General features: G+C 58.7%; 24 protein-coding genes. 20 read left to right on the plus strand and 4 right to left on the minus strand.

The genetic code is table 11. The annotated features are described in order from the left end of the window. Nucleotides 1-66 precede the first annotated feature (66 nt). Nucleotides 67-1,299, plus strand: coding sequence for a DUF7096 domain-containing protein (locus VI340_RS00890; protein ID WP_336330310.1), 1,233 nt, complete (start codon nt 67-69; stop codon nt 1,297-1,299). A 185-nt stretch (nt 1,300-1,484) separates the two neighbouring features. Here the strand turns inward: VI340_RS00890 and VI340_RS00895 are convergent, their stop codons facing one another. Then, the gene (locus VI340_RS00895; protein ID WP_008311118.1) at nt 1,485-2,105 is read right to left on the minus strand and encodes a methyltransferase domain-containing protein; all 621 of its coding nucleotides are present in this window, start codon (nt 2,103-2,105) and stop codon (nt 1,485-1,487) included. Between the two features lie 115 nt (nt 2,106-2,220). Between VI340_RS00895 and ahaH the strand changes: the two genes are divergently transcribed. From ahaH to VI340_RS00950, 11 genes are all read left to right on the plus strand, one after another. After that, a complete protein-coding gene (gene ahaH / locus VI340_RS00900; RefSeq protein ID WP_008311117.1) occupies nt 2,221-2,553 on the plus strand; it encodes an ATP synthase archaeal subunit H in 333 nt (110 codons plus the stop codon). After that, nucleotides 2,540-4,792: a V-type ATP synthase subunit I gene (locus tag VI340_RS00905; RefSeq protein WP_336357575.1), complete on the plus strand. Its 2,253-nt coding sequence runs from the start codon at nt 2,540-2,542 to the stop codon at nt 4,790-4,792. The genes ahaH and VI340_RS00905 overlap by 14 nt, the downstream gene beginning before the upstream one ends. A 218-nt stretch (nt 4,793-5,010) precedes the next feature. Next, nucleotides 5,011-5,271 carry a F0F1 ATP synthase subunit C gene (locus VI340_RS00910; protein WP_004518385.1) on the plus strand — a complete coding sequence of 87 codons (261 nt, stop codon included), beginning with the start codon at nt 5,011-5,013 and terminating at the stop codon, nt 5,269-5,271. Nucleotides 5,272-5,293: 22 nt separating this feature from the next. After that, on the plus strand, nt 5,294-5,878 hold the full coding sequence (locus tag VI340_RS00915) for a V-type ATP synthase subunit E (protein ID WP_004593994.1): 585 nt from the start codon (nt 5,294-5,296) through the stop codon (nt 5,876-5,878). Next, a complete protein-coding gene (locus tag VI340_RS00920) occupies nt 5,875-6,948 on the plus strand; it encodes a V-type ATP synthase subunit C (RefSeq protein WP_336357576.1) in 1,074 nt (357 codons plus the stop codon). Before VI340_RS00915 ends, VI340_RS00920 begins: the two co-directional genes overlap by 4 nt. Further along, a complete protein-coding gene (locus VI340_RS00925) occupies nt 6,945-7,268 on the plus strand; it encodes a V-type ATP synthase subunit F (protein ID WP_008311106.1) in 324 nt (107 codons plus the stop codon). Before VI340_RS00920 ends, VI340_RS00925 begins: the two co-directional genes overlap by 4 nt. 2 nt (nt 7,269-7,270) lie before the next feature. Further along, nucleotides 7,271-9,031, plus strand: coding sequence for an ATP synthase subunit A (locus VI340_RS00930; protein ID WP_151101014.1), 1,761 nt, complete (start codon nt 7,271-7,273; stop codon nt 9,029-9,031). 2 nt (nt 9,032-9,033) lie between these two features. Next, a complete protein-coding gene (locus VI340_RS00935; RefSeq protein WP_008311102.1) occupies nt 9,034-10,452 on the plus strand; it encodes an ATP synthase subunit B in 1,419 nt (472 codons plus the stop codon). 93 nt (nt 10,453-10,545) lie between these two features. Beyond that, entirely contained in the window at nt 10,546-11,298 is a 753-nt protein-coding gene (locus tag VI340_RS00940) for a bacteriorhodopsin (protein ID WP_023843114.1), read from the plus strand. Nucleotides 11,299-11,406: 108 nt separating this feature from the next. Then, the gene (locus VI340_RS00945; protein ID WP_008311098.1) at nt 11,407-12,099 is read left to right on the plus strand and encodes a V-type ATP synthase subunit D; all 693 of its coding nucleotides are present in this window, start codon (nt 11,407-11,409) and stop codon (nt 12,097-12,099) included. Nucleotides 12,100-12,155: 56 nt separating this feature from the next. Next, on the plus strand, nt 12,156-12,548 hold the full coding sequence (locus tag VI340_RS00950; RefSeq protein ID WP_336330305.1) for a DUF6276 family protein: 393 nt from the start codon (nt 12,156-12,158) through the stop codon (nt 12,546-12,548). A gap of 27 nt (nt 12,549-12,575) precedes the next feature. On the opposite strand, the gene prf1 is transcribed toward VI340_RS00950, so the two are convergent. Further along, entirely contained in the window at nt 12,576-13,841 is a 1,266-nt protein-coding gene (prf1, locus tag VI340_RS00955) for a peptide chain release factor aRF-1 (RefSeq protein ID WP_336357577.1), read from the minus strand. A 10-nt stretch (nt 13,842-13,851) separates the two neighbouring features. Between prf1 and VI340_RS00960 the strand changes: the two genes are divergently transcribed. From VI340_RS00960 to VI340_RS00980, 5 genes are all read left to right on the plus strand, one after another. Then, nucleotides 13,852-14,400 carry a hypothetical protein gene (locus VI340_RS00960; protein WP_336357578.1) on the plus strand — a complete coding sequence of 183 codons (549 nt, stop codon included), beginning with the start codon at nt 13,852-13,854 and terminating at the stop codon, nt 14,398-14,400. Next, nucleotides 14,397-15,371: a tyrosine-type recombinase/integrase gene (locus tag VI340_RS00965; RefSeq protein WP_336357579.1), complete on the plus strand. Its 975-nt coding sequence runs from the start codon at nt 14,397-14,399 to the stop codon at nt 15,369-15,371. The genes VI340_RS00960 and VI340_RS00965 overlap by 4 nt, the downstream gene beginning before the upstream one ends. 281 nt (nt 15,372-15,652) lie before the next feature. Continuing rightward, on the plus strand, nt 15,653-16,267 hold the full coding sequence (locus VI340_RS00970) for a hypothetical protein (protein WP_336357580.1): 615 nt from the start codon (nt 15,653-15,655) through the stop codon (nt 16,265-16,267). Next, the gene (locus VI340_RS00975; protein ID WP_336357581.1) at nt 16,264-16,563 is read left to right on the plus strand and encodes a hypothetical protein; all 300 of its coding nucleotides are present in this window, start codon (nt 16,264-16,266) and stop codon (nt 16,561-16,563) included. The genes VI340_RS00970 and VI340_RS00975 overlap by 4 nt, the downstream gene beginning before the upstream one ends. Nucleotides 16,564-16,937: 374 nt before the next feature. Further along, nucleotides 16,938-17,456, plus strand: coding sequence for a hypothetical protein (locus VI340_RS00980; protein WP_336357582.1), 519 nt, complete (start codon nt 16,938-16,940; stop codon nt 17,454-17,456). 23 nt (nt 17,457-17,479) lie between these two features. Here VI340_RS00980 and VI340_RS00985 read toward each other — a convergent pair whose 3' ends face one another. Next, nucleotides 17,480-17,740 carry a hypothetical protein gene (locus VI340_RS00985; RefSeq protein WP_336357583.1) on the minus strand — a complete coding sequence of 87 codons (261 nt, stop codon included), beginning with the start codon at nt 17,738-17,740 and terminating at the stop codon, nt 17,480-17,482. Between the two features lie 879 nt (nt 17,741-18,619). Here VI340_RS00985 and VI340_RS00990 point away from each other — a divergent pair. From VI340_RS00990 to VI340_RS01000, 3 genes are all read left to right on the plus strand, one after another. Continuing rightward, on the plus strand, nt 18,620-19,720 hold the full coding sequence (locus VI340_RS00990; RefSeq protein ID WP_336357584.1) for a hypothetical protein: 1,101 nt from the start codon (nt 18,620-18,622) through the stop codon (nt 19,718-19,720). A 29-nt stretch (nt 19,721-19,749) separates the two neighbouring features. Then, nucleotides 19,750-20,085: a hypothetical protein gene (locus tag VI340_RS00995; RefSeq protein WP_336357585.1), complete on the plus strand. Its 336-nt coding sequence runs from the start codon at nt 19,750-19,752 to the stop codon at nt 20,083-20,085. 450 nt (nt 20,086-20,535) lie between these two features. Continuing rightward, nucleotides 20,536-21,354, plus strand: a complete 819-nt coding sequence (locus VI340_RS01000) for a MinD/ParA family ATP-binding protein (RefSeq protein ID WP_008311088.1) — start codon at nt 20,536-20,538, stop codon at nt 21,352-21,354. A gap of 67 nt (nt 21,355-21,421) precedes the next feature. Here VI340_RS01000 and VI340_RS01005 read toward each other — a convergent pair whose 3' ends face one another. After that, nucleotides 21,422-22,108 (minus strand): helix-turn-helix domain-containing protein, encoded by a 687-nt coding sequence (locus VI340_RS01005; RefSeq protein ID WP_008311086.1) that lies wholly within the window; start codon nt 22,106-22,108, stop codon nt 21,422-21,424. Between the last annotated feature and the right edge of the window lie 101 nt (nt 22,109-22,209).

Below are 22,209 nucleotides of genomic sequence, written 5' to 3' on the forward strand. Positions count from 1 at the left end.
TCAGGTCATTATTGATACATGGAGAATGGGGAGATTTTTGTACGGTGGGCGAGTATGCGATGCTGAATGCGTCCCCTCCCCGCAGTCGGTGTGATCCTCCTCATGGTCGTCTCCGTGGCTGCCCCAGTGACTGGGTTCGCCTCGCCGGCCCAGACCGCTGACGGCAGCGATCAGTTGCCACAGGTCACGGTTGTCGACAACACGACGAACCATCTCACTATCCCGGCCAGCGACGTCAGGTCGACGACGTACAACCAATCGTCGATCGATGTCGGCGTCGCGGTTGCAGCCGGATCCAGTGACCTGCGGAGCGACTACGCGACGACGACGTTCGAACGGAAGTTCTTCCAGCAGGACAGCGAGGCCGCCCGCGACCGCCTCGTCGACGAGACATTGACCAATATCGAAAGCAAGCGAACGAGTCTGGAACAACGGAATCAGATCGCAATCCAGCAGTACGCAAGCGGTGCGATAACCGCTAGGGAGTTCCTGCGACAGCGGGCGCTGCTCGACGCAGAGTCACGTCAACTGGCAACCCGACTCGACCGGATTCGGGCGACCGCTGGTACCGCACCGGACTACTCACTGTCACCGAACCAGCGCTTCCGGCTGGAAAACAACAGGGGCGTGCTCAAGACGTCCCGTGGCCCGATTAGTCAGCGTATCAGCGCTGAAACCGCCGGTAATACCGAGCCGAACACGGTATACGTCGAGGTTTCGTCCGAGGGGTACATGCTGTCGACGGTCGTAGACGGTCGGTACACGCGTGAGACGTATCTCGGACAGGACCGCGAACAGACGGCAATCGACCAGTTCGCCCGGACCAACGACTCCCTCCGTGCGGTCAACACGCGGGCGGAGACTCTCTACCCGTGGCTCTACAGCGAACAGTACCCGTCCGTCCAGACGTACGGCCGGAGTGCCATCTACCAGATTCAGGCCGATCACTCGAACGGACAGCTAACGGCCTATCTCGACGGCGGCACGACGAATGTCTTCTACGAAACCCAGCACCTCGAACTGACGACAGTCGACCGGTCGGAAGTAGCGACGAACGTGAACCAGTCAGTTCGCGTCCGAGTCGAGCAGTCCTTCGAGTCCGGACCGCTGCTCGTCACGGTCAGCGACAACAGTACGGGATCCACGGCGGATGCGACTGTCAGGATAAACGGTAAACGGATCGGGACGACCGGTACAGACGGCTCTCTCTGGACTGTCGAACCCCGCGGAGAGTACACGGTTACCGTCACCACACAGGACGGCGACCGAGTACAGGTTCCCGTCAGTGGATCGGCGTAGCACGGAAGAAAGCGGCTCTATGGTCGCTGTTACTCTGGTACTTCTGCAATCGTCGTAATCGCTCGGGGACTACCTGGTCGGGACTGCCGGACCACGTTTTTCGGGTTCGGGTGACCTTCGGTCACCGCTCACCGCAAAAACGTGGGCGAAAAAGCGGCCACTCGCTTCGCTCGTGGCCGAAGGGCTTACTCTGGTACTTCTGCAATCGTCGTAATCGCTCGGGGACTACCTGGTCGGGACTGCTGGATGTGGTGTTCGAACTCCTCGAACCCGGCCTCAGTGAACATCCGGTCGGCTTCCTCTTCGTCGTAAAACAGCATGATGGCGTCGGCCATCTTCTGGAAGACAGTCGAGTTCGGGTAGTCGGGGCCGACGATGAGGACCTTGCCACCGGGTTTGGTCAGTCGGCGACACTCCGCCAGCGCGTCGACGGGGTTGGGCCAGTACTCGATGGACCCCGAGGACCACACCGCGTCGAAACTGTCGTCCTTGAACGGGAGTCGCTCGGCGTCACCGAGATGGTAGCGTACGTCGCCGAACTTGCCGAACTTCTCGAAAGCTTTCGAGAGCTGGTGGGGGCTCTGGTCGAGCCCGTACACCGTATCGACGTGTTCGAGCAGCCCTTCGGTGGCGAAGCCGGTGCCACAGCCGACATCGAGGACCTTGTCGTCGGGCGAAAGATCGAGCATCGCGATCGCCTCGTCGCGCATCCGTTCGTCCCAGATGAAGGGGTTGATCTGGTCGTACACCTTCGAGAGATACTTGTAGAACGTCCGCGCGCGGGCCTTGTTCTCGAGGACTCCCATTACTGCCGGCTTAGGACTTGGCGGTCATAATTCCCCGGATTTTGGCCGCTCTATCACACGGGGAAACTTCGCAACTACCAAATAGCCGCTCTGGCAACGCTCACATGATTAGAGAATGCCACGGCCAGAAGTTCTTGACAGGATACAGGAGGCCGAGCAGGAGGCCGACGAGATCGTCGCAGAGGCCGAACAAGACCGCGAAGACCGCATCGCGGAGGCTCGCGAGGAGGCCGAGGAGATCCGCGAATCCGCGCGGGAAGAGGCCGAGACGGCCGCCGAGGACCGTCTCGAAGCGGCTCGCGAAGAGATCGAGGCCGAGCGCGAGCAGATCATCGAAGACGGCGAGAGCGCTCGCGACGACCTCGAACAGCAGGCCAGTGAACAGATCGACGAGGTAGTCGAATACGTCACAGACCTGTTCGAGGAGGCGGTGCATGCTCAGACCTGAGAAGATGTGCCGCGTCTCGGTGACGGGGTCGAAACGCGCGATGGAGCAAACTATCGAGGCCGTCCACGACCTCGATATGCTCCACGTCACCGAGTACGACGGCTCCTGGGACGGATTCGAACCCGGGAACTCGCTCGACGGAACCAACGAGGTCGCCGATAAACTCGTCACGGTCCGCTCGCTGCAGTCCATTCTCGGTGTCAGCGATGAGGACGCCGGTCCGACGCGGGTCGTCACAGACGACGCGATCGAGGACCAACTCGAAACAGTCCGAACCGAGGTCAACGAACTCGACGACCGGCGCGACGAGGTCCGTGACGAACTCCGGGCCGTCGAGGACCGTATCAACACGATGGCGCCGTTCGTCACGCTCGGCATCGACCTCGACCTGCTCCGTGGCTACGACTCGCTGTCCGTCGTCGTCGGTGAGGGCGACAGCGACGAGATCGAGGCTGTCCTCGCAGATAGCGACGTTGAGACGTTCGAGCTGTTCACCGAGGACGGCGTCGTCGCCGTGTTCGCACAGGCCGACGGAGACGCCCTGCAAGACGCGCTCGTCGGGGCGACGTTCTCCCGACTCGAAATCCCAGAGGGCGACGGCGACCCGACGGCGTATCTCGAAGAGCTGGAACACGAGAAACAACAGCTCGAATCGAAGCTCTCGACCGTCGAGGACGAACTCAACGAACTCCGTCTCGACCACGCCGGGTTCCTGCTCGCGGCCGAGGAGAAACTGGCTATCGAGGCCCAGAAGGGCGAAGCGCCGCTCACCTTCGCGACGACGGAAAACGCTTTCATCGCCGAGGGCTGGATTCCCAACGAGCGCTACGAGGAGTTCGAGCGCGCCCTTTCGAGTGTCGTCGGCGATGCCGTCGACATCGACAGGATCGAAATCGCCGAGTACGACAGCGAGGGGCACGCAGAGTCCCACGAAGAAGTCGAGCGGGAAGGCGGCAACAGCGGCGAACCCGTTGGAAGCTCCGTCGATGCTCCCGAACCGGAGAGCGAGCGCCAACCGCAGGAAACCGTCGCTGACGGTGGCGTCATCACGATGGGTGACGACGCGCCGCCAGTCATTCAGGACAACCCGAAAGGCGTCAAGCCGTTCGAGGACCTCGTCGAGGTCGTCAACCGGCCGAAGTACGGCGAGTTCGACCCGACGGTCGCCTTCTTCCTGACGTTCCCGGCCTTCTTCGGGTTCATGATCGGTGACCTCGGCTACGGGCTGCTGTATATGGCGCTGGGGTACGGGCTGTACTCGAAAGTCGACAGCGACGTGATCAAAAGCCTCGGCGGCGTTGCGATGTGGGCCGGTGGGTTCACGGCGCTGTTCGGCGTGCTGTACGGCGAAGTCTTCGGACTGCACCAACTCGGGGAAGTCGTCTGGGGCGGTCATCCGCCGATGCACAAGGGGCTCCAGCCGGCTTACTCCGACTACGCGCTGGCCTGGCTGACGATAAGCCTGCTCGCCGGAACGGCTCACCTCGCCGCGGGCTGGATATTCGACTTCGTCGAGAACCTGAGCCACAGCCTCTGGGACGCAATCACCGAGAGCGGGTCCTGGCTGCTGATGATGTTCGGTCTGTGGGCGTGGGTGTTCTCCGGTGCGAACGGCGCAGCGCCCGACTTCCTCTACACCGCTGAGGCGGGCGTCTTTGCCGGGAACCCGTACGCGTGGGGCTTCACGGGACTGCCGGCCATCAACCTCTTCACGATTCCGGGACTCGGTGCGCCGTTCTCGGCGTGGCTCGTCCTCTTCTTCGCCGGTCTCGTGTTGCTGGCACTCGCTGACCCGATCGAGGTCGTCGAGTTCCTCAACGTGCTGGTGAACGTCCTGTCGTACACGCGACTGGCTGCCGTGCTGCTGGCCAAGGCCGGGATGGCCTTCGTGGTCAACCTGCTGTTCTTCGGGGCTTACGTCGACAGCAAGGGCGGTTGGCACTTCGGTATCGGTGGTATGCCGACGATACCCGAAGGCACGGAATCGGTGATGTACCACGGGTACGAGGTCACTAGCGTGACGTTCCCCGGCCTCATCCACTCCGGCATCGCCGCTGCGCTGGTCGGCGTCCTCATCCTGGTCATCGGCCATCTGCTCGTGCTGGTGCTGGGTATCACCAGTGCCGGCCTCCAGGCCGTTCGTCTCGAGTACGTGGAGTTCTTCGGGAAGTTCTTCGAGGGCGGTGGGAAGCGGTACAACCCGTTCGGCTACGAGCGCAACTACACGACTGAGGACTGAGCGCGCGCTTCCCTTCTCTACGGGCTAATGCTGGTTGTTTACTGCCGGTTCTCCCTACTCCACAGCGGATATCGACTGCTACACGCTCACAACCAACTACAGCTGAGCCGCTAAACCGCCCGAACAGCACGCTGACGAACCGTTTTGGGAAGCTTTATGAACTACGTGGATTCACATACGCCTGTTCGGACACGAGCAATTCCAGAGACTACACATCCATGATCGAAACCATCGCACTCCTTGTCAACGCAGTACTGCAGGAAGGTACCGCCAGTGCTCCAGCTATTCCGGCTTCAGCCGGCGCAGCACTCGCAGTCGGACTCGCCGCGCTCGGTTCGGGGTATGCGGAACGTGGGATCGGGGCCGCCGCAGTCGGCGCAATCGCAGAAGACGAGAGTATGTTCGGCCGCGGGCTCATCCTGACAGTCCTGCCGGAAACGCTCGTCATTCTCGCGCTTGTCGTCGTCTTCGTCGTCTAACAACACTCCGTCTTTTCCAATAATGAGCCTTCAAACAGTCGTAGAGGACATCCGCGACGAGGCCCGCGCGCGTGCTCAGGAGATTAGCGACGCGGCCGACGAACGTGCCGAGGAGATTATCGCCGACGCCGAGGCCGACGCCGAGCAGATCCACGAGGAACGCGAGGCCGAGGTCGAGCGGACCATCGAGCAGGAGCGAGAGCAGCGACTCTCCTCCGCGAAGCTCGAGGCCAAACAGGCTCGACTCAACGCCCGGCGTGACATCCTCGAAGACGTTCGCGGCGACGTCGAGGACGCGCTTGCGGCCCTCGAAGGGGACAGACGAGAGGAACTGACACGCGCACTGCTTGACGCCGCTGTCGATGAATTCGACGACAGCGACGAGCTGTCGGTGTACGGCCGTGCGTCGGACCAGTCGCTTCTCGAGGATGTACTCGATGACTACGACGGCGCGACGTACGCCGGCGAGCGGGACTGCCTCGGCGGCGTCGTCGTCGAGAGCGGTGAGTCACGAGTCCGTGTGAACAACACGTTCGATTCCATCCTGGAGGATGTCTGGGAGGACAACCTGAAAGCAATCAGCGACCGCCTGTTCGAAGACCAATGAGTTCGCGAACGGGAACGAGCGGCCAGGGAAGCAACTACGAGTACGTCATCGCACGGGTTCGTGCCCGCAGCGCGTCCCTGTTCGACGATGACGACTACCGGAAGCTGGTCCGCATGGGGACGGGCGAAATCGCCCGCTTCATGGAGGAAACGGAGTACGAGACCGAAATGAACGCGCTCGGCTCCCGGTACGACGGCGTCGACCTCGTCGAGTACGCGCTGAACCGCAACCTCGCGAAACACTTCGACGACCTGCTTCGCTGGTCCGAGGGGGCGCTGTACGACTACATCGCCCGCTACCTGCGGAAGTTCGACGTGTGGAACGTCAAGACCGTCATTCGCGGGCTCTACTCGGACGCGGAGCGGACCGAGGTCGAGGACGACCTCATCCGGGCCGGCGAGTTCACCGACCGACGTATCGAGGACCTGCTGAACGCCGGCTCTATCGAGGAGGTCGTCGAGCTGCTCGACGACACCATCTTCGGTGACACGCTGGCCGAAGCGTTCGACGTGTACGAGGAAAGCGGCGTTCTCGTGCCACTTGAGAACGCGCTGGACCGCGCCTTCTACGAAACACTGCTGTCCGGCTTACCGGACAATCCGGAGATCGACAGCCCGACCGGGCTGTACGTCGAGTTCCTGGAGACGGAAGTCGACTTCCGCAACCTCCGGAACGCGCTCCGGCTGGCCCGCAGCGGCGCGGATATCGACCCCTCGGAGTACTTCATCGAGGGCGGCCAGCTGTTCGACGCACAGGAGGTCGCACAGCTGTCGACGAACCTCGACCAGCTGGTCAGTGCCGTCCGCGAGAGCAAGTACGGCGACGACCTCGATCAGGCGCTGTCGGCGCTTGAGGAGGCCGACAACCTCATCGACTTCGAGCGGGCGCTGGACGCGGCGCTGCTCGAATACGCCGACCGGCTCTCGAACCGCTATCCGCTGTCGGTCTGTCCGGTGCTGTCCTACGTCCTCGCCAAGGAGCGCGAGGTCGACAACATCCGGGCGATCGCCCGCGGTCGCGAGGCCGGCCTCGGCCCCGACGAAATCGAACAGGAGCTGGTGATCCTATGAGCCAGGAGATCGCTGTCATCGGAAGCCCGGAGTTCACGACGGGCTTCCGGCTGGCGGGCGTCCGCAAGTTCGCGGACGTGCCTGCCGACGAGAAAGACGAGCAGCTCGACGACGCCGTCGAGGAGATGCTCAACGACGACGACGTCGGCATCGTCGTGATGCACGACGACGACCTGTCGCATCTCTCACGCGGTGTCAGACAGGACGCGGAGACGAGTGTCGAGCCGGTGATGGTCACGCTCGGCGGCGGCACTGGGAGCGGCGGACTGCGTGAACAGATCAAGCGAGCCATCGGTATCGACCTGATGGACGAGGACTAACCATGAGTCAAGCAACAGACACAGACGTCCGCGAGGACGGCATTATCGAAAGCGTCTCGGGACCGGTCGTAACGGCTCGGGACCTCGACGCCCGGATGAACGACGTCGTTTACGTCGGCTCGGAAGGGCTGATGGGCGAGGTCATCGAGATCGAAGGAAACATCACCACGATTCAGGTGTACGAGGAGACCTCCGGCGTCTCCCCCGGCGAACCCGTCGAAGGGACAGGTTCGCCCCTCTCCGTGGACCTCGGGCCGGGCATGCTCGACGCCATCTACGATGGTGTCCAGCGCCCGCTCGACGTGCTCGAAGAGAAGATGGGGTCGGCGTTCCTCGACCGCGGTGTCGACGCGCCGGGTATCGACCTGGAGAAGACCTGGGAGTTCACCCCTGAAGTCGAGGAAGGCGACGAGGTCGAGGCCGGCGACATCGTCGGCACCGTCCCCGAGACGCCGAGTATCGACCACAAGGTGATGGTTCCGCCCGACTCCGAGGGCGGCGAGGTCGTCGCCATCGAATCGGGCAACTTCAACGTCGAAGAGACGGTCGTCGAACTGGACAGCGGCGAGGAGATCCAGATGCATCAGGAGTGGCCGGTGCGCCAGCAGCGACCGACCGTCGAGAAGGAAACCCCGACGGAACCACTCATCTCGGGCCAGCGCGTGCTCGATGGCCTGTTCCCGATTGCGAAGGGCGGAACGGCCGCCATCCCCGGCCCGTTCGGCTCGGGGAAGACGGTCACCCAGCACCAGCTCGCCAAGTGGGCCGACGCGGACATCGTCGTCTACGTCGGCTGTGGTGAGCGTGGCAACGAGATGACGGAAGTGATTGAGGACTTCCCGGAGCTTGAGGACCCGACCACCGGCAACGCGCTGATGGACCGGACCTGCCTCATCGCCAACACGTCGAACATGCCCGTCGCGGCGCGCGAATCCTGCGTGTACACGGGGATCACCATCGCGGAGTACTTCCGCGACATGGGGTACGACGTGGCGCTGATGGCCGACTCCACCTCCCGGTGGGCCGAGGCCATGCGTGAAATCTCCTCGCGACTCGAGGAGATGCCGGGCGAGGAAGGGTACCCCGCGTACCTCTCCGCTCGACTGAGCGAGTTCTACGAGCGCGCCGGCTACTTCGAGAACATCAACGGCACCGAGGGGTCCGTCTCGGTCATCGGGGCCGTCTCGCCGCCTGGCGGGGACTTCTCCGAGCCGGTCACCCAGAACACGCTGCGTATCGTCAAGACGTTCTGGGCGCTCGACGCTGACCTGGCCGAACGCCGGCACTTCCCCTCTATCAACTGGAACGAGTCGTACTCGCTGTATCGCGACCAGCTCGACCCGTGGTTCGAGGACAACGTCCGGGCCGACTGGCCGGAGACGCGCCAGTGGGCCATCGACACGCTGGACGAGGAAGCGGAACTGCAGGAGATTGTCCAGCTCGTCGGGAAGGACGCGCTGCCCGAGGACCAGCAGCTGACGCTTGAGATCGCCCGCTACCTGCGCGAGGCGTGGCTCCAGCAGAACGCCTTCCACGACGTGGACACGTTCTGTGAGCCCGAGAAGACCTACCGCATCATGGACGCTGCCAAGACGTACAACGATGCGGCCTTCGAGGCGCTGGATGCTGGTGTCCCCGTCGAGGAGATTACCGACATCGACGCCGCGCCGCGGCTCAACCGTATCGGCGTCCAAGAGGACTGGAACGAGTACATCGACGACCTCGAAGACGACATCGAGTCTCAACTGCGGGAGCTGTACTAACAATGAAAGAGTATCAGACAATCACGGAGATCAGCGGACCGCTGGTGTTCGTCGAGACCGACGAACCGGTCGGCTACGACGACATCGTCGAAATCGAGCTCAGCGACGGCGAGACCCGCCGTGGCCAGGTGCTCGAATCCGCGAGCGACTACGTTGCCATCCAGGTGTTCGAGGGGACCGAGGGTATCGACCGCGATGCCTCGGTTCGCTTCCTCGGCGAGACGATGAAGATGCCCGTCACCGAGGACCTCCTCGGGCGGGTCATGGACGGGACCGGCCAGCCGATCGACGGCGGCCCGGAAATCGTGCCCGACGAGCGCCTCGATATCGTCGGCGAGGCGATCAACCCCTACTCCCGGGAGTACCCCGAGGAGTTCATCCAGACCGGTGTCTCGGCCATCGACGGCATGAACACGCTCGTCCGTGGCCAGAAACTGCCGATCTTCTCCGCCTCCGGCCTGCCACACAACGACCTGGCGCTGCAGATCGCGCGACAGGCCACAGTGCCGGAAGAGGAGGAAGGCGGCGACGACGAAGGCTCCGAGTTCGCTGTCATCTTCGGCGCGATGGGTATCACGGCCGAAGAGGCAAACGAGTTCATGGACGACTTCGAGCGCACCGGCGCGCTGGAACGCTCCGTCGTCTTCATGAACCTCGCGGACGACCCGGCCGTCGAGCGGACGATTACGCCGCGGCTGGCGCTGACCACCGCCGAGTACCTTGCCTTCGAGAAGGACTACCACGTCCTGGTCATCCTGACGGACATGACCAACTACTGCGAGGCACTGCGCGAGATCGGTGCCGCGCGTGAGGAGGTCCCGGGCCGGCGTGGCTACCCCGGATACATGTACACCGACCTGGCGCAACTGTACGAACGCGCCGGTCGGATTCAGGGCCGCGAAGGCTCCGTGACCCAGCTGCCGATCTTGACGATGCCGGGCGACGACGACACGCACCCGATTCCGGACCTTACCGGGTACATTACCGAAGGGCAGATCTACATCGACCGCGACCTCAACAGCCAGGGTATCTCGCCGCCAATCAACGTCCTGCCAAGCCTGTCGCGGCTGATGGACGACGGTATCGGCGAGGGGCTGACTCGCGCCGACCACGCCGACGTGAAAGACCAGATCTTCGCCGCATACGCGGAAGGTGAGGACCTGCGCGACCTCGTGAACATCGTCGGTCGCGAGGCGCTGTCGGAACTGGACAACAAGTACCTGGACTTCGCCGACCGCTTCGAGGAGGAGTTCGTCGACCAGGGGACTGACACGGCTCGCAGTATTGACGAGACGCTCGAACTCGGCTGGGACCTGCTCTCGATGCTCCCGAAGGATGCGCTGAACCGCATCGACGAGGACCTCATCGAGGAGCACTACCGCGAAGACGAGGCCGCCGAAACTGTCGAAGCCGAAGCCTGACAACGGCCCTATATCTCACGGCCGTTCGCAATTTTTACCACATATTTTGGGTACGCGACTGTTTAGCGTTGACCTCCTATACTAGCGTGCACTATGCCAGAACCAGGGAGTGAAGCGATATGGCTGTGGTTAGGTACAGCGGGCATGTTCCTCGGCATGCTATACTTCATCGCGCGTGGCTGGGGTGAAACCGACAGCCGACGCCAGAAGTTCTACATCGCGACAATACTGATCACGGCAATCGCGTTCGTGAATTACCTCGCGATGGCACTCGGGTTCGGCCTGACGTTCATCGAGTTCGGCGGGTCGGAACACCCCATCTACTGGGCGCGATACACCGACTGGCTGTTCACGACGCCGTTACTGCTGTATGACCTCGGACTGCTTGCAGGGGCAGACCGCAACACCATCGCCTCGCTCGTCAGCCTCGACGTGCTGATGATCGGTACCGGTGTGGTCGCGACGCTAAGCGCAGGGAGCGGCGTGCTGTCGGCCGGCGCGGAACGGCTGGTCTGGTGGGGTATCAGCACCGCCTTCCTGCTGGTCCTGCTGTACTTCCTGTTCGCCTCGCTGTCCGGCCGGGTCGCAGACCTGCCCAGCGACACGCGGAGCACGTTCAAGACGCTGCGAAACCTCGTGACGGTCGTGTGGCTGGTCTACCCGGTCTGGTGGCTCGTCGGCAGTGAAGGACTCGGCCTCGTCGGTATTGGGATCGAGACGGCCGGCTTCATGGTCATCGACCTCGTCGCGAAGGTCGGATTCGGTATCATCCTGCTCCGTAGCCACGGCGTGCTTGACGGCGCTGCGGAGTCGACCAGCACCGGCGCAACGCCTGCAGACGACTAACGACTGCCGTTCGCCGACTTCGTTTTTTGGGTGTCGATCCGGAAGCGGCGGCGCTCGAACCGAAATAACTGGAAACCGTTAACTGCCTACGTCGAAAAAAGACCCGTAATGGCTAAGGACGTCAAACCCACGCGCAAGAATCTGATGCAGATCGAGGACCGCATCGAGCTGTCCGAGCGTGGGCACGACACGCTGGAGAAGAAGCGTGACGGCCTCATCATGGAGTTCATGGACATTCTGGACCAGGCCCAGGACGTCCGTGAAGACCTCGACGGTTCCTACGAACGGGCCCAGCGCGCGATCAACATGGCCCGGGCGATGGAAGGCGACGTGGCCGTCCGCGGGGCCGCCGCAGCACTGAAAGAACACCCGGAACTGACGACCCAGTCGAAAAACATCATGGGCGTCGTCGTCCCGCAGATCGAGTCCAGCAAGGTCCGGAAGTCACTGGACGAACGCGGCTACGGCGTCATGGGGACCTCGGCCCGCATCGACGAGGCCGCCGAGGCCTACGAGGAACTGCTCGAGAACATCATCCTCGCCGCCGAAGTCGAGACGGCGATGAAGAAGATGCTCGAAGAGATCGAGACGACGAAACGGCGTGTCAACGCCCTCGAATTCAAGCTCCTGCCCGACCTCTACGACAATCAGGAGTACATCGAGCAGAAACTCGAAGAACAGGAGCGTGAGGAGATCTTCCGCATGAAGAAGATCAAAGCCAAGAAGGAAGAGGAAGAGGACGCGCTCGCGGCCGAAGAAGAATCGGAAGAAGAGCCCGAAGCGGTCACTGCTGACGACTGATCGGGGAGTCCGTCCTGACCGGTATCGTTTTTGCGCTTTCCCGTCCGTGCTTGAGTATGTCCTGTCCCGACTGCGGTGGCGACCTCGTTTCGTTCCCAGTCCCGGCCGATCTCCAGCAGTTTCTCCCCGGGAACGCACCGGGGGCCAGCGTCTGCCAGTCCTGTTTAACTCTCGAACCGGAGACGGAGCCACCCACTGCTGTCCCGGATTTTACTGGTCTCGACAGTTCGATTCCAGATGACGACGGCGCAGCGGTCCCGCTGGTGTTGCTCGTCGGGCTGCTCGATTCGCTGGCGATGCACCGGGAGGAGATCACTGCGTTGCTGGAACGAATCGAGCGCGAGGGCGTCGACCCGCTACTGGTACTGGACCGCCTCGACGCCAGCTACGGAGAGGCGGCCCATGTCGACCTCGGCCGTCGTCGTCGGCAACTGGAACAGTTGTTATAACAGAACTGAACGTGCGAACGACACGCGTTAGACGCCCGTCGAGTAGCGCAGCAGGCCGGCGACGCCGCCGAAAGCAGTCAGCAGCTGTTCGCCCTTCTCGAAGTCCGTCGAGATGAACACCGTCTCGGTGCCGCGCTGATCGGCCAGTTCCATCAGGTGGTCGATGGCGTCTTCGCGCTCGCCGTCCTCGGCGTCGACGGTGGCCCCACAGCGGGAGCACTCGTGGTCGTCAGTCCCGGCGCTGCTGTTGATGAGTTCGTACTCGTCGTGGCCGTTCTCGCAGGTGTAGGCGACCACGTCCTTCCGGAGGTCCTCGGAGATGAGCAGCTGTTCGACCGCGCCCATGTTGAGGTTCTGGCGGGTCTGGTCGAACCCGTAGGTGGCCTTGTCCCCGTTGTGGAGCTGCTTGAAGAAGTCCTCCATGAGCTCCTTGTCCCGGAGCATCTCGTGTTCGGCCAGCACGTCATCGGCCGCGTCAACGAGGTCGTACAGCCCTGACTCGTCCGTGTAGGCCACGTCGAACTTCCCCAGCACCATGTCCTGGAGTTCGTGGTGGAGGTAGTCACCGTCGAGGAACTCGTCTTTCGTCGGTGAGGGACCGCCGACGAGGATGCCGTCCAGTTCGTGGCGGTCGGCGACGAACAGGTCGTTCGCCATCCCCGCGACTTCCTGATAGAAGTTGTCGATGGCTTCCAGCCGGAGGCGGGCGAAACGCTGGGCTGACTGACCACCTTTTCGCTGTTTGCCCGGGACCAGTGAGGAGGCGGACTTGACGGGCTCGACCCGTTTGCCCTTCAGCCAGCCGACGTTTGCCTCGCGCCGGTCGAGCACGATGAGGCCGAACAGTCCTTTGTCGGCCAGCATGTGCTCCAGGGGCTCGGTGAGGAACTCCGAGTCACAGTGATAGCGGAACGATTCGATGGGGTCCGGCGGGGATTCGAGTACCTTCGTTACCATGTCGGTCCGACCGCCGCCAGTGTCGAATGCACCCGAGAACACGACCAGCCCGTTTTCGGGGGGTCGCACGTCGTAGTACCGGAGGCGGTCCTTGATTGAGGTGAGTGCGTCCTGCACCGCCGTCCGGGTGTCCTTCGATTTGATGTTCGAGGCTTCGGAGTGCTCCTGGGTGACGTGGGCGACGACGTCGCTGATCTGCTTGTCCTCGGGCACGTAGATAGAGACGAGTTGGGTTCCCGAGCCCTGATACCCCTTGAGTTCCTCTATTACCTTCCGGAACTCGTATTTATGCTTATCTGAGTATTGCTCCGTATTACTTTTATCGTCGGAGGCCATGTGTGTTCTTATGGGAGACAAGACGACGAAGACGGTAAAGGTTGACCAATCCAAAGCCGAAGATTGGGACGAGTACGTACAGGAGAATGCACATATAGACAGCGTGAGCCACCTGATTCGCCTGTCTGTCGAACGGGAATTGAGTGGAGCCTACGACCAACCACAGACACCTTCAGACGCCTCAGACGACGCCTCTTCAGGGGAACTACTCACTACCCTCAGACAGATACAGACGGGCATAGGTGACTTGGAGGAACGTATGAGTGCGCTTGAACAGGTGGAAGAAGCGGAAGCCAGCTACGACTTGAAGAAAGCTATATATGAGATTCTGCCAGCAGACACCGAGTTGGAAGACCCTATTGGGATGATTGACGAGATTCCAAAGCCTGAGAACCCAGACGATTTAGGCGTTATGACACCTCAAGAGGTAGCGCGGAAACTCGGGGCAGACGTAAGTGATGTAGAGGATACACTCAAGGAACTTGCCGAGACGACAGGGCAAGTACAGCGAAGTGACCTAAACCACGACGGAAACCACTACTGGAAGAAAGGCCAATGAACGACGACGACTTTCAGCGGGTAATCCGTCGTGTCGAAAACAACAAGTCAGAACAGACTGCTACCCAGTATATTGCCAAGATTAGGGATTTCCGCGAATGGCTTCAAGACCGGGATACTGCCTTTGAGGAAGCCGATGCAATCAATATCGAAGACTGGCTGGCTCACCTTGATAACAAGTACACCAATGCCAGCAGTGTCGGCAAAGGGGAAGCCGGTTTGGTGGCCGCATACGAGGAGTTGAACAAGCTCATTCAAGCTGAACGAATTGACGGAGATAACAGTGAGTGGGGAAGATTCGGAACTCCGGCAGAGCAAGCCGACTACTCTCCACAGGATTCAAGCACTTATAAGAGTCGAGAAACCCGCGAAGACGTAGAGTACCTGAAGCCGGCAGAGGTGGACAAGCTTGCGAGGAATACGGAGCGGCTTCGAGACGAGTTGATGATTCGGCTATTGTTCCAGACGGGGCTTCGAGTCACCGAACTCTGCGAGATTCGGGAGAACGACGTAGATAGAGACGAAAGAGAAATCAACATACGGGGCAAGGGTCAGAAGAATAGAGCGGTATTCTATCAACCTTCTCTTGACTTGCTCATGGACGTATGGATGGACGAGAGACGACCAGCAGTCTATTACGCCGACGAGAGCAAGTACCTGTTCCCTACGTCTCATAGTGAGAATATCACTCGACAGACAGTGGAGGAAGTTGTACGAGAGGCGGCAGACAGGGCAGAGCTACAGGAAGTCTATGGACGGAACGCAGACGGACATGAGCTACACACAGTGACGCCCCACGTCCTGCGCCACTCTTTTGCTATGGCCGCTCTGGATAATGGGTGGGACGTATACACACTGTCTCAGGCACTCGGACACGCAGACGCAGAGACGACTACCTCCACTTATTTGCACGATGATAAGGAGAGGAAAAGGCGGGCCTTCCGACAACGTGGCCCGACGACGGACGACTAACCCGGCTACACTCTCCTGGCAAACTACTGCAAGACAATGGATGGGGACGCAACGTGACCGTGGAGACATCTCTCAAGACTCCAGTCATCAAGCCGTCACAGAATAGGCAAAATCTGGTTAGACCGTCTCGAACACATCTCCGCACTGCCGCCTGAAATAGACGCTTTCGGTTGATTAGGGAACTCGTCAAAGATGTCGCATTGCGAAACGGATGGGCACTCTGCACATAGTTTTACAGCAAACAGGGTTTTAAGTGGCTATGCCAGCTATGTCAAACCGTAATGGCGGGCAATCCAAACCAGTATATCGAAATCGGCTCAGATGGCATTCGGTTTGTGATGGAACACCAGTCCATCACCAGCAACGAAAAGACGATGATTCCCCGTGAGGAGGTTCCAGTTGACGAAATGCCAATCGATAACATCACTATCAACGGAGTGAGCAACATCGAATCGATTGATGATGATTCCGGCCAGCTCATCCGTATGAAGTACGATGAAGTAGAATATACTACTTCAGGAGATGATAAACCAGAGGACGAAAGGAGCTTTTTTGAGAAGCTTGAAAACGAGACTGGTATCGCGTTTGACGACACGTCACAGGAGTTCATTTTCTCCGAAAACAAGACTGGCAAAAAGAACTTTATCGACTTCATGAGGGTCCTCTTTGAGCAGGGGCACATGACGAAAGACGACCTCCCGTATCAGACAAAGTACGCCCGCAACGCCTATCTGCTTAATACAGAACCAGTAGACCAGAAAGGCGAACAAATGAAGCGAACTGGCGAACCGGTTGAAGGAGTTTACGTCGCCACACACTACGCTGAGGACCAGAAGAAGAAGTATATGAAACAGCTTGTCAACGATTTCGTCAAAGGAGAATCAATCGACACATGAGCCGTACCGCTCAATCAATCACAGCACAGGAAGTGGTAGACCGAATTAGAGGGGATAAAGAGGCTTATCAAGACGCCGAAGTGCTACGATTCCTCTACCACAATGCCAGTATGAGCATGAGGCAAATCGGAGACATGTTCGATGTCTCCGGCCCGGCGATAGACTACTGGATGCAAGAATACGGCATAGAGAGACGAGAGATGGAGGAAGGTTTTCGTATCCGGCAAGTGCAGGATATGGAACTCGGAGAAGATAGCACACCCCGCCTGGAAGACCTTCAGCAGTTTTTGGACTAAATCGCTAATCGAGACGTAGGTCAGTGTCTCGTTTGCCCCAAAGGAAAGGTGGACCATCGAAAGGAAATAAACCAAAACCGGCCCGATGCCCCGCCTAACACCGCAAGGCGACGGCGACTGAGGGGTGCTTGCCCCCGCAGGGAGACGGAGACGCTATAGGGACGAAGGACCGCCAATCGTGAGGCGGTTGAAATCACTCGTTATGAGTCTCAAAATTTAACGGTGGAGAGCAGTAAGGTTGAAGAATTCACTCATTTGTGGGATACAGATTATCAAAAATAGATATCGTCCGAAAAACTATTTGTTGGCTCCTGATTTGGGTAATATCAGATGGCCCGACAAGAATCTGAGAACCGACAAAAAGAGGGTTTTCAATGACGACCATTGTACTGAATCATTCTCGTGAGGACGCCAAGGTAATTATCAAAGCGAGTATGGAGAAATCAGACTCGATTGACAAATACACCGATGAGGGACAACGTATTCTTGGCCAGCAGGAAGCGTCCCTAACTGGTGGAAACGGGGCTCGCTTGATGGTTGACATATCTGAAGCCCAGAAACAGACGAATCAGGTGGAAATTGAAGTGACAGCAGAAAAAGAGGTTAGTGTTGATATTGCCACCAGTCCCGAAGATATCAAATCGGAATTTCTTAGCCTCATTAATGAACTTCGAGAGAGGGAGATAGCTGAGCTTGTCGAGGAAATGAATCAGGCCGTTGAATCCAAGGAAGTGAGTAATTCGGCGGAATTTAGTGACGCCCAATCCACATTGGCTAAGCGGTTCCTGATTGTCTTTACTTCCATTATGGGTTTTTCTATAGTTGCTGGTATTCTCATGATGATTGTCATCACAATTATCGTGTTCCTATTTTTTGGATTAGTATTTATATGAGATTGAAATATTGACCCCTACTGTTAATCAAGCCGTGGGTCTTTCCGTCGGTCTCCTCTAAGCCACCCTTGTATAGCTTCCTCCAGAGCCTCACCTGAAAGTTCCTCTGTGTCCTCAGACGCCTCAGGCCGACGTGAGCGAAGCTCATCTTGCTTCTCATGCACGCTGGCAAGTTCTTCGAAAGTCGAGACAAGTTCATCTGAAATGCGCTCGTCGTCAAATTCGGCAAGAGCCTCAGCATCGTCGTCAGAGACTTCTACTGTCCATGTTAGTTTGGTACTCACTGTCCTACCTCTTCGATGTAGTTCTCTGCCAATCGCCGGACGACAGCACCACGGGGCACTTGTCTCTCAACTCCATACATTATTTCTGACGCCTGTGACAGCGTATTCAATTCCTCTTCAGTCATGCGAATCATAGTTTTATTCTCGTTCGACATAGTTTATTTCAACCAATTAAAATGAGCCAATTGGCCAGGCTCGAAAGAGCGAGTTGGTACTGGCCTCACTCACGCCAGTTATGACAGATATACCTGTGAGCAGTTGAGTACGTTGAACAGTACAACTCAACCATCAGTGAGAAGCAGCATCCTTGGAATCGTTGCTACCCAATAGTACATATGCACTCCAGCTACTTAAACATTTCGATTTTGATATATCAAATGCTATCAAAAACATATTGTCTGACGAGAATTGGCAGTTTTTATATAGTCGGGGTGGCTTATTTATATAGGGGTAGATATCCATATTATTATAAAAAACGACATATCAATCTGAAAACCTTATATATTCAAACCTATATTTTGATGACGACACCTATTCAATCCGATAGGACAGAGAAAATGAAGTTTCAAAAGATTTAAGTGTCTGGGACACCAATAGTATAACAAGACAGATTAGATATACGTATTGAATCCTCTATGTGGTTTGAAAGAGCAAGGGCCAAAGGCCCCTACAAGAACTTATACACTCTTGTATTAGGATTCCAGAAACTTAAATATTTCGATAGTCCTTCCCTTGCTTGCGCTTCTGTCTATGATTCAACATGCGAGCAAACAATAGTAAGAAAAGCGATAGTACAGGCACAGAGACATATATAGAAGTATCGGAGACACTCGTCTGGCAAATCCTCTGGTTCATTCTCGTAGTATTGGTGGTTGCTCTATGAGTGCGACGGAGTGCCTTCGAGGAATGGCAGACATACTTGATGAGACAGGCGTGACGGTTGAACTTGAATCGTTTGAGCCTGACCTTTTGATAACCCACCCGAATAGAACGGTTGACAAATTCTGTCAGTGGCTCAGGGGAAAACGAGAGTCAAACCTCACGGAATATGAAGACACTACGGTTCAATTCAACCCGGAACACAATTGGTCACACTACAAGGCACGACAGAATTTCGCCAAGGCCAAAGACGTAGATAGGCACTTCTGGAACTCCTACGACGAGTTTACGACGGTTCTCATCACCCGAACAGCAGACGAGAATGACGCGCCTCTCGTGGAGCAAACGGAAGCTCTGACGCTAAAGTCCTACCACCAGTCACGCTACCGATTGCTCAAGCGACTCTCAGATGACTACGCGGCTTGCTCAGTCTACGCACCGAAGTACCCTACCCATGTGGAGAGAACGGTGCGCACTCACGTACACACAGGCATATGGCTACCCGGTCACGTTGAACCGGAAGCCTTCGACTTGCTCAAGGACAAGCACATGGCCACCGTGGAGGGAGCGACGGATTGCCACATCACCGTCCGACATCATTCGTCCGATAGCTACCCACCCGTTGAGAACGGTCTCGACTCCACCCGTGGGGCGACGACGGCACTACCCTACGAGTTGGCGGCAGAGAACCAACCCCTCATGAATACCGAGACAGACGCCTCAGACTTGTACGACGAGAGGTGTCTTGAGTGGTGTGCGACTCTCTCAGCAGGCGACGACGGCAGTCACGACACACCGGGAATGAGCTACTGGCGAGAGCTTGGTAGCTTCGGAGAGTATGCCGACAGGGTGGAGAACAGTATGAAGCGACAGGTAGAGAGAGACTTGCGCCGTAGTAGATTACCCCACCGTACAGAACGGTCTGAGACAAACGTCATGCCAGAACTTGATGAACCAGAGCCTTCCCCTCTCGGAATATCCAAACCCGCCAGAGAGAGCCTGATACGAGCAGTTAGTCAATTGGCCCAAATCCCGACACCCGAGAGAAGGCTTGAGTCTCCCGAAATCGGTGAGCTAAGGGGTGTCCATGGCCATAATTAGAGTCTGAGAATATAGAGGAAATCTCACCAATGAACGACGAAATTACACTAACAATTCCAGAGACTCACGACAGAATCGTAGAAATCGTAACCGAATCGCTTGAAAGTGAGGGAATCGACTATGAGACAGAGAAACGGCTTGATGATAGCAGTAGGGTAGATGTGTTCTACGACGGGGTGGTAGTAGAAGTGAAATCGGTGGTAGGAGTGGTGGACGACGACAAGCTTGCCCGATATGAGGCACACCCGGAAGTGTCCGAAGTGGTGTTAATCATGCCCGAACCCCATGCTCAGAGAGTCGAGACAGGGGGCAGACGGGTTGTCACAGTACCACGGGAAAAGTTCACAGTGTCGTTCGGAGAATGAGATTTCTGGAACTACCGGCAAATATACCCGACTAATCCGACTTTCTGTAATTCGGCAAAAAGAGCCAGCAATTGTTGCCAGATAGTATTACAATCTAATACTGTAGCGACTTGAACTCGTATTTCTGCTTGTCAGATTGCTCCTGTTCCTGCTGCTCGCTCATTACTCTCTGTTGGCCGAGGTGGCGTAAGAACCTGTTGACAGGGAGCGAAGGGCGGCCTTCGGGTTAGCGAGCGGGGAGGCGACCCGTGAGCAGCGAGGGGCGCGAACGGAGTGAGCGGCCCTCGTGCCCGAGCGGCAAAGCCGTGAGGCCGATACGACAGACGTGACAACCGAGCTATTTGACTAGCGGTGAAACCACCTACTCTGAACGTCGCCTGGCCCGTCCCGATCCAACAAATGACAGTCGCATTTATATGACTGCCTGCATTGTACCCAAGCAATCAGATTATGGCGGGGTACGTGTGTACGATTGCGGGCGGCAAGGGCGGCGTCGGAAAGACGACGACCGCGGTAAATCTCGGGGCTGTGCTTCAGGAGATGGGCTACGATGTCGCCGTCGTCGACGCGGATCTGGGAATGGCGAACCTCGGCTCGATGCTCTCTGTAGAGCCCGAAAAGAGCCTCCACGAGATTCTGGCCGGTGAGGCTGCCGTGAGTGAGGCTTTGACTGATGCGCCGGGCGGACTCACGGTGATTCCGGGTGAACAGTCGCTGGAGGCGTTTGCGGACGCTGATCCCGCAAAGCTCAGGAAAGTCATCAAGACGCTCCGAAATGCCTACGACGTGGTGTTGATCGATACCGGGGCTGGACTGAGCCACGAAGTCGCCGTGCCGCTTGGGCTGGCCGACGGAATCGTCCTCGTCACGACCCCCGACGACGTTGCGGTGGGCGATACGGTCAAAACGGCCCAGCTAGCGAACCGGATCGACGGGACCGTTCTCGGTTCGATCATCAACCGCGCGACCCGACACACTGACGTCGCGGCCATCGCCGAGCAGATGGAGTTCCCGCTGCTTGCGGTCATTCCGGACGACCCGCAGGCGACGACAGAGGAACCGCTCGTGCTCAACGCCCCCGAGAGCACGGCTGCCGACGCCTATCAGCGGCTGACCGAGGCGCTGGAGGGTGTGTTCTTCCGCGGCGAGAGCCCCGAAACGGATATCGAGACGATACTCGACGACGAGTGGTTCCTCGACGACACTGAGGATCACTCCGATGTCGACGACGACGAGGACTCCGGCGGTGTGTTCGGCCTCTTCAACTGACGGCTCTGTACCCGCCAGCCGGTCCGGTCTCAGCCCGCCGCTCCGACCGCATCTCGCTGTCTCTGACTCATTCCGGAAGCGGCGGCCACAGCGTCGCGACCGTTTCCTGAATGAGTTGAGTCTGTGCCCGGCGCAGTCGCTCCGAGAGCGACGATGCAGAGATGTCCAGTTCCTGGGCCACGGCGTCCAGCGACGTGCGCCGCGGAATCTCGAAATACCCCATCTCGTACGCCGTCCGTAGCGCTTCCAGTTGTCGGTCCGTGAGCCCGTTGCCGGGCGACTTCGGCTCCGCATCCCGGGTCAGCCGCTCCAGTCCGAAGTCCGCGTTCCGCTGCCAGAACGAGGCGAACTCGGTGAACGCCGCTCGGTCGGCGAACCATCCCAGTTGCTCCCACCCGTCTGCGGTCACGGTTATCCGTTCGATGATGGCGTCTGCCGTGGCGAGTGCTTCGAGTCCGTCCAAGTCATTGATTTGGCCACCGAGTTGTTCCTCGAAACTCAGCGCCGGCACTGCCTGATACCGACGGGTATCGCCGGCCGTCCCGATACGCGTCCACTCCTCGATATCGTGGGCATCAGTGAACGCCCGCTCGATGGCCTGCTCGGAACCACCCGTCACGGTCCCAATAAACAGCGGGCGGCGACCGTGATTGTACTGCAGCGAGAGGGTGATCGTCGCTTCGGGTACCGCAGCCGCGACCGACACGAGCGGCAACGCGTCGCAATCGATCTGAAATTCTGCGATAAGCCCCATACGGCATCGCTCGCTGCCAGTGCTGAAGCGCCTGTCGAAACAGAGCATCGGCGTGGCTGTCGGTCCTGCTCTTGACACCCCTACTTAAACGGCCCAATCAC

The organism is Haloarcula sp. CGMCC 1.6347, from assembly GCF_037078395.1.
Classification (GTDB): domain Archaea; phylum Halobacteriota; class Halobacteria; order Halobacteriales; family Haloarculaceae; genus Haloarcula; species Haloarcula amylolytica.